At 50.6% G+C, this 13,875-nt stretch carries 11 protein-coding genes; 1 reads left to right on the top strand and 10 read right to left on the bottom strand.

Annotation, left to right across the window (positions count from 1 at the left end):
* Positions 1–100: 100 nt before the first annotated feature.
* From M1L66_RS07875 to M1L66_RS07840, 8 genes are all read right to left on the bottom strand, one after another.
* The gene (locus M1L66_RS07875; protein ID WP_434692032.1) at positions 101–1,663 is read right to left on the bottom strand and encodes an ATP-binding cassette domain-containing protein; all 1,563 of its coding nucleotides are present in this window, start codon (positions 1,661–1,663) and stop codon (positions 101–103) included.
* A gap of 323 nt (positions 1,664–1,986) precedes the next feature.
* On the bottom strand, positions 1,987–3,417 hold the full coding sequence (locus M1L66_RS07870; protein ID WP_434692029.1) for a family 43 glycosylhydrolase: 1,431 nt from the start codon (positions 3,415–3,417) through the stop codon (positions 1,987–1,989).
* Positions 3,418–3,449: 32 nt separating this feature from the next.
* Positions 3,450–4,301, bottom strand: coding sequence for a carbohydrate ABC transporter permease (locus tag M1L66_RS07865; protein WP_434692028.1), 852 nt, complete (start codon positions 4,299–4,301; stop codon positions 3,450–3,452).
* Between the two features lie 16 nt (positions 4,302–4,317).
* Positions 4,318–5,235 (bottom strand): carbohydrate ABC transporter permease, encoded by a 918-nt coding sequence (locus M1L66_RS07860; RefSeq protein ID WP_187022285.1) that lies wholly within the window; start codon positions 5,233–5,235, stop codon positions 4,318–4,320.
* Between the two features lie 21 nt (positions 5,236–5,256).
* Positions 5,257–6,636: an ABC transporter substrate-binding protein gene (locus M1L66_RS07855; protein ID WP_434692025.1), complete on the bottom strand. Its 1,380-nt coding sequence runs from the start codon at positions 6,634–6,636 to the stop codon at positions 5,257–5,259.
* A 180-nt stretch (positions 6,637–6,816) separates the two neighbouring features.
* Entirely contained in the window at positions 6,817–8,595 is a 1,779-nt protein-coding gene (locus M1L66_RS07850; RefSeq protein WP_434692023.1) for a cache domain-containing sensor histidine kinase, read from the bottom strand.
* Positions 8,592–9,329, bottom strand: a complete 738-nt coding sequence (locus M1L66_RS07845; RefSeq protein WP_434692020.1) for a response regulator transcription factor — start codon at positions 9,327–9,329, stop codon at positions 8,592–8,594. Before M1L66_RS07845 ends, M1L66_RS07850 begins: the two co-directional genes overlap by 4 nt.
* Before the next feature lie 59 nt (positions 9,330–9,388).
* Positions 9,389–10,207 (bottom strand): MerR family transcriptional regulator, encoded by an 819-nt coding sequence (locus tag M1L66_RS07840; protein WP_002601027.1) that lies wholly within the window; start codon positions 10,205–10,207, stop codon positions 9,389–9,391.
* A 140-nt stretch (positions 10,208–10,347) separates the two neighbouring features.
* Between M1L66_RS07840 and M1L66_RS07835 the strand changes: the two genes are divergently transcribed.
* The gene (locus M1L66_RS07835; RefSeq protein ID WP_434692016.1) at positions 10,348–11,676 is read left to right on the top strand and encodes an MATE family efflux transporter; all 1,329 of its coding nucleotides are present in this window, start codon (positions 10,348–10,350) and stop codon (positions 11,674–11,676) included.
* A 112-nt stretch (positions 11,677–11,788) separates the two neighbouring features.
* Here the strand turns inward: M1L66_RS07835 and M1L66_RS07830 are convergent, their stop codons facing one another.
* A complete protein-coding gene (locus M1L66_RS07830) occupies positions 11,789–12,634 on the bottom strand; it encodes a MerR family transcriptional regulator (protein WP_187022290.1) in 846 nt (281 codons plus the stop codon).
* 113 nt (positions 12,635–12,747) lie between these two features.
* Positions 12,748–13,875 (bottom strand): ABC transporter permease, encoded by a 1,128-nt coding sequence (locus M1L66_RS07825; protein ID WP_187022291.1) that lies wholly within the window; start codon positions 13,873–13,875, stop codon positions 12,748–12,750.

Raw genomic sequence — 13,875 nt, 5'->3', positions numbered from 1 at the left:
CGGCCGCCTGCTCGGGCGGCAGTCTTTACCAGCCCAGTATACCATGAAATTCCAGTTCAAGGAACCTCTCTTTTCCTGAGATGACCCAAATAAAGGAAGCTTACACGCCCTCTCCGTCCGTCTTCACAAGTCCCTCCGGCGTCAGCTGATAAACGGCAGTACAGACCTCTTCGATATATTTCCTGTCATGAGAAGTGCTTAATATGGCTCCCTGATACTGGCGCAGTATCTTTCGAATTACCGGCCCCGACAGCGGGGAGAAATTGCGCGTCGGTTCATCCAGGATCAGGACATCGGCCCCTGACAGGCTCATTTTCAGAAGAAGTACCTTTGCCTTCTGGCCGCCGGACAGCTCCGACATCGGATGATTCATTTCATCGACGGTGTATTTCATCGAGCCCAGATACGTCCGGATGCGTGTCGTCTCTTCCTTGTCACCGGTCACGGACAGAAATTCCACAGGCGTACGGTCCAGCTCCAGAAGGTCCTCATAATTCTGCGGCATATAGCAGGCCCGGATATCGGTCCGGCTTAAAAGCTCCTCCATCATCTGTTTCAGCAGCGTCGTCTTGCCAGCGCCGTTTTTTCCGGTAATACAGACCCGCTCTCCGCCTTTTATCCGCAGAAATACATGTTCCGCCAGAAGACGCGGTTCCTCTTCTCCCGAGGATGGCGTAAGGAGCCGGTCCAGGGAATATTCCAGAACGGTTTTTCCAGCGGGCATTTTTACCTTTTCACCCAGCTTAAAAAAGATCGCATCCTCAGTCTCCGGTATCTCCGTTTTGTCTAGAGCCTCCCGTTCATACCTCTTTTCCAGAGATTTCACCGCTTTCATCTTCTTTTTCAGCAGGTATCCGCCGTGTGGGTTCTGACGGCTTATGCTGTTCAAATCGTGATCCACCGCCTGCTCGATTCTGCGGAATTTCTCCTGCCGTTTCTTCTCTTCCCTGCGCTCACTTAACGCCTGCTGTTCCTGACTGGCCAGCTGCGCCGCACGGTTTGCCGCATACTGGCGGTAGCTGGTTTTTGCTATGCTGTAGCGGCTTTCCGTTTTACGCTTCAGCTGTTCGATATGGATTACCACATTGGCGGTCCGCTCAATCAGCGTCTCATCGTGGGAGATAAATAACACGGGCTGTACCGCTTCGAGAATCAGCTTTTCCAGCCATTCCAGCGTCTCGATGTCAATGTCATTGGACGGCTCATCCAGAAGCAGGACGGTGGGCTGTGCCATGAGAAGCCGCGCCATCTGCGCTTTTACCTTTTCACCGCCGGAAAGCGTGCTCATCTTCTGGTCCCGGTAGAAGAAATCCGTGGGCAGCTTCAGCTGTCCGGCCAGATGGGTCAGCTCTCTGGGCGTCTGCATCCCAAAGCCATCCTCCCCGCAAAAATATTCATAGACTGTCTTTTCTTTCTCCTCTGCTGGCAGTTCCTGGGGCAGATAGCCCGGATGCTCTCCCGTACAGATCCGTTCGCCCTGTGCCTCCGCATAGCCTTCGATCAGTTCGGGATCGTAAATCCATTTTAACAGGGTGCTCTTTCCATTTCCCTCTTCCCCGATCAAAACTACCTTATCCCCGGGGTTCAGCACAAAGCTGAAATCCTTTAATATGACTCTGAAATCCTTTTTATGCGTTATTGTCAATTGTTTTATCTGTAACATAAAAATCCCTCCCGGCCAATCGTCCGGAAGGGATTAAAGATTCTATACGTATGAGGAAACGCGCGCAGAACAAAGCCTGCACAAACTCATGTCTGTACGGAATTTTCCCTGATGACCGGACGAAATGGCATAGAATACATGGCACCGTCTCCGCACTTACGCGGGGGAGCATGCCTGTTACCTCAGTGTTTCTCAGCCTTTTCTTCGTCATTATTTTGTCATCATCTTCCGACAGAGCCTTCTTTCCTGTTTTTATTTTTTAATTGATGCTATCCGCAGTATACGATAGGGTGGAGAATTTGTCAAGGGGGAGTGATGGAAAGTTACACTCCTGGGCCTGCGGAGAGGGTAAACGAGTGGAAACTGATATTTTTTGTCCCTCTGTACCGAAAGTATAACGCATGGACTCCATCCGGGATTCGGAGATCGGCTTTGTGGGTTTTCCATTCGTTGGAGCTGGTTACCGGGATTTCTCCGAGGGGATTTCCGTCCCAGAATGTTAAGAGTTCAAGGGCTCCGTTTCCCATGGCGCGGGTGGTTACGGAAATTTGTTTTACGGCGTCGCAGGAAAAATATTTAAAGCCTGCGGCGGCGCCGTCCCGCAGGTTGGCTATGTAGCCCTGTGCTTCGGAACCGCCGCATCCGTCCTGGGTGATTTTGGGGAAGCGGCAGTCCATCCAGTCACCGGGGAGGGCGGTGAAGGCGGACTCAGCCCGGCAGTATAGGTTGCAGGCGATGTATGCCGGGTACGTACCGTTTCCCGGGAGAGGGCCCTGGTTGGGGCCGCAGGAGGTCATCTCAGCCTGCGGTATGGAGCCGTCGCCGCGGAATGTGATCGGTTCTATACAGCCCTGTCTGGAGAAATTGGTTCCGTTGGTGTGACGGTGGTAAAAGACGTACCACTGGTCCTGAATTTCTACGATGCTTCCGTGATTATTGCCGCCGTAGTACATGGGACGTTCTGCAGGCTTATAGGTACTGATATAGGAATCGTTGTTGCTCACGATTACACCGCCGTATGTGAAATCGCGGTTGGGGAATCGGCTGACAGCATAGCAGAGTTCGTGACCCAGGATCGAGGAATAGATCAGGTAATAAAGACCGTTCCGCTTTCTGATGGAGGAAGCCTCGAAGAACTCATGGCCTTCAAAGCCGGTCCCCTGGCTGTGGAAGGCGTCGGGGATCAGGAAGTCCGGCCCCTCTTTGACTGTGACCATGTCAGGCTCCAAGGCACATACCATGGAACCGATGCGTGACGGATCATTTTTCCTGCAGAATCCGGTGTAAAGCCAGGTGGTCTCTCCTTCTGTCAGGACTCCCGGATCAAACTGAGGCTGGTCACCGGGGCGTTTTCCCAGAAGTGTGCCGTCCGGGTAGTGAACGTATCCGTAAAACCGATAGGTTCCGGCAGGCGTGTCACAGACTGCCGCCGAGACTATGGGGAGACGGTCCAGTACGTAATAAAGATAGTACCTTCCGTCCGGGCCTTGTGTGACGTCCGGGGCGTAGAGACACATTTCACCGTCGCCGTTTTCCGGGTCGTCAGTCCGTTTGTAGATCACTCCCTCACAGGTCCAGTCCGTCAGGTCGCAGACAGGGGCCGACCAGCAGACGTAATCGCCGGGACAGTAGACGTATCCGTTAAAATGGTCATGGGAGCCGTAGACGTAAACGCGGTCGCCAAAGACGTGCGGCTCGCCATCCGGTACGTATTCCCATGATGGAAGATATGGGTTAAATCCTGGTTTCTTCATAGTATGTATACTCTCCTTTTACTTGGACGGTTTTAACCCTTTAATCCGCTGGTGGCAATGCCTTCGACAAAGTATTTCTGCGCCATGAAGAACAGGAGGATCAGGGGCAGTACGACTATGAAGGAGGTGGCCATGATTTTGCCCCAGTTGATCACGGATTCGGAATCCAGGGATAAGCGGAGCGCCAGGGATACGGTATATTTCTTCCCTGAATTGATAAAAATCAGGGAATTGAAGTAGTCGTTGTACGTCCACATGAACTGGAATAATGCCGCAGAAAACAGGGACGGCTTCATGAGGGGCAGGATAATCTGCATCAGCGTGCGGAATGTGCCGCATCCGTCTATGTAGGCCGACTCATCCAGATCCCGCGGGATTCCGCGTAAAAACTGCACCAGCATGAAGATAAAAAACGGATAGCAGGCCAGAGCCGCCAGTGCGTAAAAGGGGATATACGTATCAATCCAGCCAAATTTGGCAAACAGCGTGTAACGCGGAATAATAATGACCGCATTGGGAAGCATCAGCGTCGCAATCAGAAGGGAAAACAGCGCCTTCTTGAATGGAAAATTGAATCTGGCAAAGCCGTAGGCCACAAGGGTGCTGGACACCAGCGTCAGCAGAGTGACCGGAATCACCAGCCGGAATGTATTCCAGAAATAGACGGCGTATGTCATGGTGCCGCTTCCTCTCCAACCGTCTATAAAATTCTGAAAGCTGTAATGGGTGGCCAGCAGTTTCGTGGAGCCAAATATTTCATCGTTGGTCTTGAATGCCGCAAAAAACATCCAGAGAATCGGATACAGCAGCACCAGTCCGATCACCGCAATTACAAGATAGGACAATATGGTATTCACAGTCTTTTTCGTCGTTTTTCTATTCATATTCATCCCTCTTCCATCAGAAACTTCCCTCGTCGTCATAGTGAACCCAGACAGACGAGGATCGGAACAACAACATGGTAACTGCCACGATCATGACAAAGATCGCCCAGGAAATGGCGGAGGCATACCCCATTTTAAAATAGGAAAAGCCCTCCTTGTACAGCTTCATACCCAGCACATACGTGGATTTCACCGGGCCGCCCTTGGTGATGACAAAGGCGGAGGTGAAGTTCTGCAGCGCCTGAATCGTCTGCATAATCAGGTTAAAAAATATGATCGGAGTGATCTGGGGAAGCGTGATCCGGAAGAAACTCTGAAGCTTTCCCGCTCCATCGATGGAGGCGGCCTCGTAAAGCGACGTGGGAACCTGCTTTAAGGCAGCGAGAAACATCACCATGGAGGAACCGAACTGCCAGATTTCCAGGGCGCAGATGGTCTTTAGTGCATATCTCGGATCGCCCCAGAACTGGATGGCCGGCAGACTTAAGCCTGTAAGCAGGGCGTTGATCACGCCGTTGTCGATGAAAAGCGCCTTCCACAGGACAGAGACTGCCACGCTTCCGCCAAACAGCGACGGTATGTAGTAGAGCGTCCGGATCAGGTTAATCCCCTTGATATTGCGATTTAAAAATACAGCGACCGCCAGGGCCATCACCAGCTTGCCGGGTACGGTATACAGGGTATAGACCACAGTTACCTTCACCGAATTCCAGAACTCGGTGTCCCTGGTAAATAGATAGCTGTAATTATCCAGGCCGCTCCAGATTGGACTGGAGCTGACCTGATAATTGGTAAATGAATAATAGAAAGAACATAAAAACGGATAAATCTGAAGGATAAGCATTCCCAAAATCCAGGGCATCAGGTAGAGAAATGCCTGATAGTCCCGCTTCTTATATCGTTTGGTTTTTATTGCTGTCTGGTTTGCTGCCATAATAGTTTCCCCCGCCGCCGTTTACTGAATGCCGGAAATGTAATTATTCAGCAGGCTGATGGTCTCCTCGGAAGCGCTTTCCGGAGTTGCCACTCCGAATCCAACCGCCTCCACCTCATCGGTCAATATCTGCTTTGCCTCCGCAGCCGAAAAATACTTGTCGTCAACCATTCCGCTGTAGCTGCCGGCTACATCCGCTGCCTCCGCCAACAGCTTGCTCAAAGAACCGTCCGCCGTACAGATTTCTCTGGCCTTTGCAGTTGGAGGAACACTTCTGGTGCATCCCAGTGTCTCCATGGCCTTCTCATTGTTAAAGAAATAATCTAAAAATTCCACTGCCGCTTCCGGATTTTTGGATTTGGCGTTGATCGCTATGATCTGCGGGCAGTTTGCATTCCATGCATCCACATCGGAGCCCTGATAGAGAGGGAAGAGACCGGCTGTGTATTCTGCATCCGCATTGGCAGCTGCCAGAGTTTCCATGGTGGACATGTAGGTAAAGCTGCAGACGTATTTTCCGGCAATCCAGTTTGGATCGGACTGCATATTGTCTCCGGAGTATGCGGCCGAATAGGAAGCCGGAGCGATCACTTCCTCATCGTACAGGCGTTTCACAAAGGTGTAGACCTTCTGCCACTGCTCGGAGGTTAAGTTAATCTCCTTCGTTTCCTCGTTGATAAACGTCTTGCCGCTTAACTGCTTCGCATAGTTGTTGGCCAGGATATTGGCCACATAATCCTTGTTGGAGCAGATTAAGTACATGGAATCGTCGTACTCTCTCACCTTTTTCGCCCAATCAAAGATGTCGTCCCAGGTATACTGTGTGTGGAAATCGATACCGATCTGATCCGCCAGTCCCTGATTTACCAGAACCGCGCCGCCGGATATTCCGGTCGGGATTCCGAGCTGCTTTCCATCATAGAAGCCGTTGATTCTCAGCTTATAGTAGTTTTCGTCAAAATTGGAAAAATCGAAGCTGGAAGTATTTAAATCCAGAAAGTAATTGGTCTCATTAGAAACCAGCGCCGGCATGAGGCCCGGATCAATCTGGATGATGTCGGGAGCCGTTCCGCTTGCGAGCTGTGTTGCCAGTTTGTCCGCATAGCCGTCGGAGCTTCCGTATTCCGGTTCGATCTTAATATTGGGATTCACCTCTTCAAACTGCTTAATCACATCGAGCGTGGCCGCAAGGCGTTCCTCACCGCCCCACCAGGAAAACCGCAGTGTAATCTGTTCCGATCCGCCATCCGCTGTTTTGGCGGTTTCTTTTTCCGCCGCCGCGGTCTGGCCCTGTTCTGCCTTCGTATCCGCAGCGGTCGTCTCACCTTTTCCGCCCCCACAGGCTGTTAATAAACTTGCTGCCAGACAGAGCGCCGCTGGTATTGCTAAATATTTTTTCATGAAACCTTCCTCCATTTTCTTGTTTGGACGTCCGGACCGTCTCTCCTTTTGATACTCCTATTTTATAATGAAACCAGGAGAAATAAAAGGCGCCCGTCTTTCTAAAATTCTTCTTAAATTGCGATATCTGCAAAAAATGGTATCATTCCTTTTGATAACCGAAAGGAATGATACCATCTCTTACACTTTCATCTTTTCACAGGGAATATAGAAGCTGACCGCGGTTCCCATCCCCTTTTTCGACCAGACACGCAGGGCGCTATCCTCTCCATACCGGAGCACGAGTCTCCGGTACAGATTAGCCAGTCCGATTCCACCCGCGCCATCACTCGAAAAGCGGCTCTCCAGACCGGCCTTCTCTTCTCCGGTCATCCCCGCTCCGGTGTCCATCACACAGCAGCGCAGGCGTTCTCCCCGTTTCTGAATGGATACCTTGACGTAGCCCTTCTGCTTCGATCCGCGTATCCCATGGAGCAGGCTGTTCTCCACCAGCGGCTGTAAGAACAGCCGGAATACCGCGGCGTCCATCACCTCATCATCCACCTCATAGTAGATGATAAACTGGTCGCCGAACCGGAATTTCTGAATGGCCGCGTATTTTTTTAAGTACTGGATCTCCTCCTCCACCGTGACCGGCTCCCCGGGGTCGCTCAGCGCATATTTTAAGATATCCGAGACGCAGCGGATTACCGTGCTGATCTCCTCGGGACTGGCCTCCTGCTTCCGCACCTCCATGTCCACGGTCTGAAGCGTATTGAACAGGAAATGGGGATTGATCTGAAGCTGGAGCGCCATCATTTCCGCGTGTTCTCTCTTGTATTCATTTTCCTTTAGCTGGGCGTTTAAATGGTTTGTGTTCAGGAACAGATAGATGATATTATTCATGATCACATCGTATTCGTCCCGGTTGCTGTTTTCCGGCTTCGCCACCGGCAGCCCCTTTTCCGCCTCATTAAACACAGAAATCATATAGGAAATCTGGTCAAAGGACCGCTTCGTCGTCAAATACGCCAGGAACACCACCACACAGAGATCCAGGACCAGAAACGCCAGAAATGACTGCAGCATAGCGAAAATACTCTCGGTTCTGGCCTTTGAGGAGATCGCCGACACGTAATACACTTCCATCGCATCGTAGCTTCCCACACTCAGGAGGCAGGTGCCGTTCTGAGTCCTGACCCAGGTCCCGTCCATCCCCTTTAAACGCTCCTGCCAGCCTTCCCCATACTGTTCCTTCAGCCGTGCAAAATACTCCCGGTCCCCGTTCTTACCGCTTCCCGCCGACTGTTCTGCCAGGACATCGCCGTCCCTGTTTACCAGATAGACCGTCTCCTCATGGCCGGAAATCTGCTTTGCCAGAATCTCCTCCAGCTTCGCCACATCAATGTTTACCACAATGCATCCCTTTTGTAAAAGAAGGCGTTTGTAAATACTCAAAACAGGAACCACCTGATCCGCTCCCATGGATATCTCCCGCGGCGCAATGTAACTGCTGCTGTCCTTTGCAATCTCCCGGTAGACATCGAGCCAGGAGGAATCCGTACTCTCATCTATGGTATGAATCCCCTTGTCCGAGGAAAAATATCGGGCCGCGCCGTCGGTGTAGAGATAGATGGACTCCACATACTCATGGGAATCCTTGATACTCCGCAGAATGGCCAGAAGGCTGTCGATGTTGACCGCGTCGCCGTAAGCCATTTCGCTCTGGGACAGAATTCTCTTTAGCGACAGATTCATCCGGGTCGTGCTGGTCAGCAGATCGTTCTGGTAGAGGACATTGCTCAGGACCAGATCAAAGTTCACATCCACCGCATCCACGGTCTGTCTCCCCTGTCTCTTTAAGTCCCGGTCTATCGTCCGCAAATTCAGGACGCAGAACGCCGTAAACAGGAGCGTCATCGGCAGGAGCATCATGCCCAGATAAATCGCCACACGCTTGAAAAAGAACTTTTTCTTCACTGCCCTTCCTCCGTCTTTGATTTCCGGTATTCCATCGGAGTCATTCCATAGTATGACTTAAACGCCCTGGAGAAGTTCTTCGGATTGTCGTACCCGATATAGTAGGCAATGTCATAGCTCTTATACCGAATGTCCTCCAGCATCTCCTTCGCCTTCTCCATCCGAATGGAAAGAAGCGTATCCGAAAAGCTGGTCCCATTTTTCTCTTTGAAAATCTTAGATAAGTAAGCAGGGCTTAAATTCACCGTCTCGGCCGCCCTCTCCAGGGAGGCATCCTGATAATGCTTCCTCAGATACTCCCTGACGCCGGACACGATCTTGTCGTAATACCCTTTTGGAAGCTCCACCTTCTTCTGGCTTCTGGCATCCAGCTGCTCCTTCACCCGTCCCAGACATTCCAGAAGCATGGCGTAATCCACTGGCTTCAGCAAAAAGTCCTCCACACGGTTCTGAATCGCCGCCCGGAAATAGTCGTAATCCTGGTGACTGCTGAATAAAACCACCTTCACATCTTCCTTCTCTAACAATCTGCGGCTGAGCTCGATGCCATCCATATCCGGCATCTCAATATCGCTGAGCACCACGTCCACCTGATTGTTCTCCATAAATTCCAGCGCTTCCACCGCGCTGGTGAAGAGGCCCTCCACGGAAAATCCTATGGTCTTCCACGGAAAAAGCCTCCCCATCCCTTCTACGATTTTTTCCTCGTCATCGATAATAATCAATCGGTACATATCCCTTTACCCCCCGTTAAAATCAGCCTTACGGCTTCCCGCTTCACCAGCTGGAAGCGTTATTTCACACGCACCGCCACCTTCACAACGTAATCCGCGGTATCCCTGACCGTCAGTTCATCGAGGAGAAGGTCCTCATACCACATCTCATCCAGACGGATCCCCTGTTGTTCAGCGAAATCCCGAATAACCGGATACGCCTTCCCCATGTCTCCGTCGTACCCCCGGTAATAAAGTTCCACGTAGGTTCCCGCCGGCTTCACATACGGTTTCAGTGCCGAAATGCGCTTATCCAGCCGCGTATAGACACTCCGGTAGCGGTCGTATTTCCCCGCCTCTAAGTCTCTGCCCAGACAGACTGCGCCCACGGCGTTCATGCTGATATGGTACTGCTCACAGACCCTGACATGGTGTGCAATCTCCTCCGCCAGCTTCCGTTCCCCCGTGATATTCACCTCGGAAGAAAATAAGTATTCCTGGCCTCTCTCCGCCAGCTTCGGCTTATCCACCTCGGCCTCCAGCGCCTCCTTAATCGTCGTTCTCTCCCACTCCATAAAACGCTTCATATTTTTCAGACGTTCAATCTCCTGGTCGATCTCCGCATCCTTCTGATCCACCAGCGCCAGAAAATGCTCCGGCGACCGGGTCTCCATATACTCCCTGATCTCACTGAGAGGCATACCCAGCTTCTGCAATGCCCGAATCACCTCAAACGTATCCATCTGCCACACAAAATAATACCGGTAATTATTCTCCTCATCCTTCACCGCCGGCGAAAACAGACCAATCTCATCATAGTGAAACAGCGTATGCTTCTTAACCCCTAAAATCTTCGCAAACTCACCTGTTGTAAAATATAACTCCGACTGTTTTTCCATATTTTGATTCCTCTGTTACAGTTCACAGGCCTGCAACATTCCTTTCTATATCCAAAGTTTTTCTGCTTGACTATCGGCCTACCCTATACCCTATGATAATCCATGCGGCTGAAATTTACAAGAAAATCAGGAGAAATAGTATGAATTATTCACTGGCAAAAAAATTTACATTTGGTTCCCTCATGATGTTTGCACTGCCGACGACCATCATGATGATTTTTACCTCCCTTTATACGATTATTGACGGAGTCTTTGTATCGCGTTTCGTCGGGACCAATGCGCTTTCATCCATCAATATCGTCTATCCCGCCATTAACATCGTGCTCGGCATCGCGGTCATGTTCTCAACCGGCAGCTGCGCCATCGTTGCAAAAAAGATGGGCGAAGGAAAAGCAGAGGAAGCACGGGCTGCCTTTACTTCTATTATATATTTGAATATCATCGTCGGAGCCGTAACGGCGGTTCTCGGCACTCTCTTTGCTACACCGATCGTACGGCTCCTGGGAGCCAGCGACTTACTCGTGAGCGACTGTATTACTTATATGAGATGGCAGATGGCCTTCGCTCCGGCGCTGATGCTTCAAATTCTGTTTCAGATGTATTTTATCACGGAGGGACGGCCCGGACTGGGACTTTTTCTCACGATTCTGGCCGGCTTAAGCAACGCGGTTCTGGATTATATTCTCATCGTCCCGCTAAAGCTGGGCGTGGCTGGCGCGGCTATTGCAACCGTTACCGGCTACATGATCCCTGCGGTATTTGGTCTGATCTACTTTGCTGTTTCCCGCAAGGCACTGTGGCTCGTAAAGCCCCGTCTTTCTGCGGCAGAATTAAAGGAAACACTGATTAATGGTTCCTCGGAAATGGTAACCAATTTATCCTCCGGCATTATCACCTTCCTGTTCAACCTCCTGATGATGCACTACGCAGGAGAAGACGGCGTCGCGGCCATTACCATTATCCAGTACTCCCAGTTCCTGTTAAATGCATTGTACATGGGATTTTCACAGGGCGTCTCACCTGTCATCAGCTACAATTACGGCAGCCGCAATACGAAGCAGCTGAAGCAGGTATTTAAGACCTCCCTGATCTTTACAGGCATCACTTCGTTCCTCGTATTTGCCACAGCGCAGCTGGCTGGCGGAATTATCGTAACAATTTTCGCACACCCCGGCACAGCCGTATACGATCTGGCCCGCCACGGCTTCATGGTGTTCTCTTTCGGCTACTTATTTTCCGGAGTCAACATCTTTTCGTCGGCCCTGTTCACCGCTTTATCTAACGGCAGGGTATCGGCTGTGATTTCCTTCGTGCGCACGCTCTGCCTGATCGTCCTATGCTTACTGCTCCTTCCTCTTATTATGGGGCTTGACGGAGTCTGGCTTGCCGTTCCGGCAGCAGAAGCGGGAGGGTTCCTTCTCTGCCTTTTCTTCCTGAAGAGGCATTCAAAAACATACAGTTATATTTGATTTATGCATACTGCGCTCATACAAAACAGGCCAGCATTTTCGAAGTTGAAAAACAACTGAAAATGCTGGCCTGTTTACATTACGATCAGTCTCTTCCTATCCCTCCGTTCTTTCAATCCCGCGCTTGTCCTACGGTCAGTTTATACCACCCGATCAGAAGGACTCCCACAAGCACCACTGCGTCCGCAGTCAGAATCGTGGTCACATTTTGCATCATTCCATTCACGTAAAAGATTGTAAATGCTTCTACTGATAATATAACAAAACACAGGCAGTTGGTCACGTAATCGCAGATGGTATCACTGAAGCAGAACAGACGGAGTGTCAGCCATCTCCAAATAAACTGACGCAAAAAAAATCTTATGATGATACAGGCGGCAGGATATACAAAAATAAATGCTTTTCCAATCTGACGGCTTATTTCGCCGTTATTCCACTGTATCGGCACCTGGGACGGCAAATTCGGATATGCAAGCAGCGCAAGCAGGAAGCACACCGCTGTGATTCCGCCCCATGCCAGCAATCCCCCCCACAGATACAGGAAACCGACCGAATCCATCCGAAAGACCTTACTGTTATTTTTCCAGTAATCTTCCAGCTCTGTCACGTATGCTTCCACCTCTAAATCTTCATACGTCATTTCCTTTTCGGTCAGCATCTTTTTACATATATAATGGTATTTCTCCAGATCTGCGATTTGGCTCTCCAGCGCATCCGCTTGTCTTTCAAGGACCACCTGCAGGGATACCTCGTGATCGATTATGCGGTGAATATTTTCCAGTGAAATTCCCAAGGTCCGTAAGTATGCTATTTTTTTGATGTTCTGTACATCCTCTTCCGTATACTCACGGTATCCATTCCTGTTATTTCTGACAGGATGGATCAGTTTTTCTTTTTCGTAGAAACGGACACTGGAACGTACAATCCCTGTTTTTTCTTCCACTTCCTTAATTGTCATGTCGTCTTTTCTCCCTTTTTTGCTGTTTACTATAAGGTATAAACAGGGTTTACAGTCAATAGCTTATGCATAAATTGTTTGAAATACTTATATTTGACGAAAAAAGGAGCCTTCTACTCCTGCCCGGTATGGTCAGGCATGGAAAGCAGAAGACTTCCCGTTATGATGATCAGCGCAGCCGCGCTTGCCGAACAGAACACGGAGGCAGCAAACGCGCGTATCATCTCCACATCCCACCGGGTCTTTGGCAGCATGGCTATGTCAAAGAGATTCTCTTTTACCTGTGTGAATTTTTCCGCATAGAAGGAAAAATCCGACCACCGGGATGGAATAAACTCTCCCGGAAAACGGAAGCCATACCAGAGCAGAGCTGCCGCACCTCCGGCCATCACCGCAAAGAATAAAACTTTCCACAGCCAGTTTCGGTATTTTGCATGTTTTTCCGTTTTACCTCTCCGCCCAGCCTGCTGCATATCAAATTTTTTCAAACGCCGCGAACGCCGCATCAAAATCCAGAACCAGATAAGCAGGGCCCATCCGGGCAGCGTGCAGCAAAACCTTACCATGGCATAGTAAATACTCCCATTAATTCTGATTTCATGTCCCGGCAGTCCGAAGCGCATGATCATCTCTTCCGCCTGCCCCTCAAGCCCCTCCTGACCGGAGTAAGAAAAGGAGACGTTGGGAAAAAACTCCGTCTCCAGCCGTTTTGCCGGAAGCATTACCATGGGATAGGAGGCGGCCGTCACTCCCCGAATGACAAAGCGTTTCCCCTTTACGGAGATCCAGCTGCCGGTCACATCGGTGGAGCCGAACAGTTCCCATGCCGTTTTACTGCTGACGACACAGCCCTCCTCATCATCTCCAAAGCCATACGTGCCTGCCACCAGCCGGTCCTTCACGATCTGATCCATCTCTCCCCGAATCATGATGCAGGTGACATCCTGCTTAAAGTTCAACACCGGATTCCTGGCCTCCACATAGTACTCCACATTCCATGCCGCGGTCTCCGGGAAGCTCTCATCTTCAGGCTTTAACCCGGCTTCTTTTATTTGCTCCAAAGCCTGCCGGGACACCCCCTGTCCGTGGTAACGGATCTGGATATCACCGGCGTATGGCTCTATCTTCTCTCCCTGCCACAGGGAAATTCCCCACAGAACCGCCGACAGAAGCACTGCCAGAAACACGGTTTTTACTCTGGCTGCTCTGCCCGTTCTGATCCATGTCTTAAACCTGTTCAT

It is taken from the genome of Hungatella sp. SB206 (genome assembly GCF_051132295.1).
Taxonomy (GTDB): domain Bacteria; phylum Bacillota; class Clostridia; order Lachnospirales; family Lachnospiraceae; genus Hungatella; species Hungatella effluvii.
Note: the sequence above shows the minus strand (reverse complement) of the source record. Positions and strands in the feature narration are given on the sequence as shown.

Bases quoted from the DNA above. Each gene is read 5' to 3' on its own strand.
- M1L66_RS07875 (WP_434692032.1), bottom strand. From the start codon at position 1,663: ATGTTACAGATAAAACAATTGACAATAACGCATAAAAAGGATTTCAGA.
- M1L66_RS07870 (WP_434692029.1), bottom strand. From the start codon at position 3,417: ATGAAGAAACCAGGATTTAACCCATATCTTCCATCATGGGAATACGTA.
- M1L66_RS07865 (WP_434692028.1), bottom strand. From the start codon at position 4,301: ATGAATAGAAAAACGACGAAAAAGACTGTGAATACCATATTGTCCTAT.
- M1L66_RS07860 (WP_187022285.1), bottom strand. From the start codon at position 5,235: ATGGCAGCAAACCAGACAGCAATAAAAACCAAACGATATAAGAAGCGG.
- M1L66_RS07855 (WP_434692025.1), bottom strand. From the start codon at position 6,636: ATGAAAAAATATTTAGCAATACCAGCGGCGCTCTGTCTGGCAGCAAGT.
- M1L66_RS07845 (WP_434692020.1), bottom strand. From the start codon at position 9,329: ATGTACCGATTGATTATTATCGATGACGAGGAAAAAATCGTAGAAGGG.
- M1L66_RS07840 (WP_002601027.1), bottom strand. From the start codon at position 10,207: ATGGAAAAACAGTCGGAGTTATATTTTACAACAGGTGAGTTTGCGAAG.
- M1L66_RS07835 (WP_434692016.1), top strand. From the start codon at position 10,348: ATGAATTATTCACTGGCAAAAAAATTTACATTTGGTTCCCTCATGATG.
- M1L66_RS07830 (WP_187022290.1), bottom strand. From the start codon at position 12,634: ATGACAATTAAGGAAGTGGAAGAAAAAACAGGGATTGTACGTTCCAGT.
- M1L66_RS07825 (WP_187022291.1), bottom strand. From the start codon at position 13,875: ATGAACAGGTTTAAGACATGGATCAGAACGGGCAGAGCAGCCAGAGTA.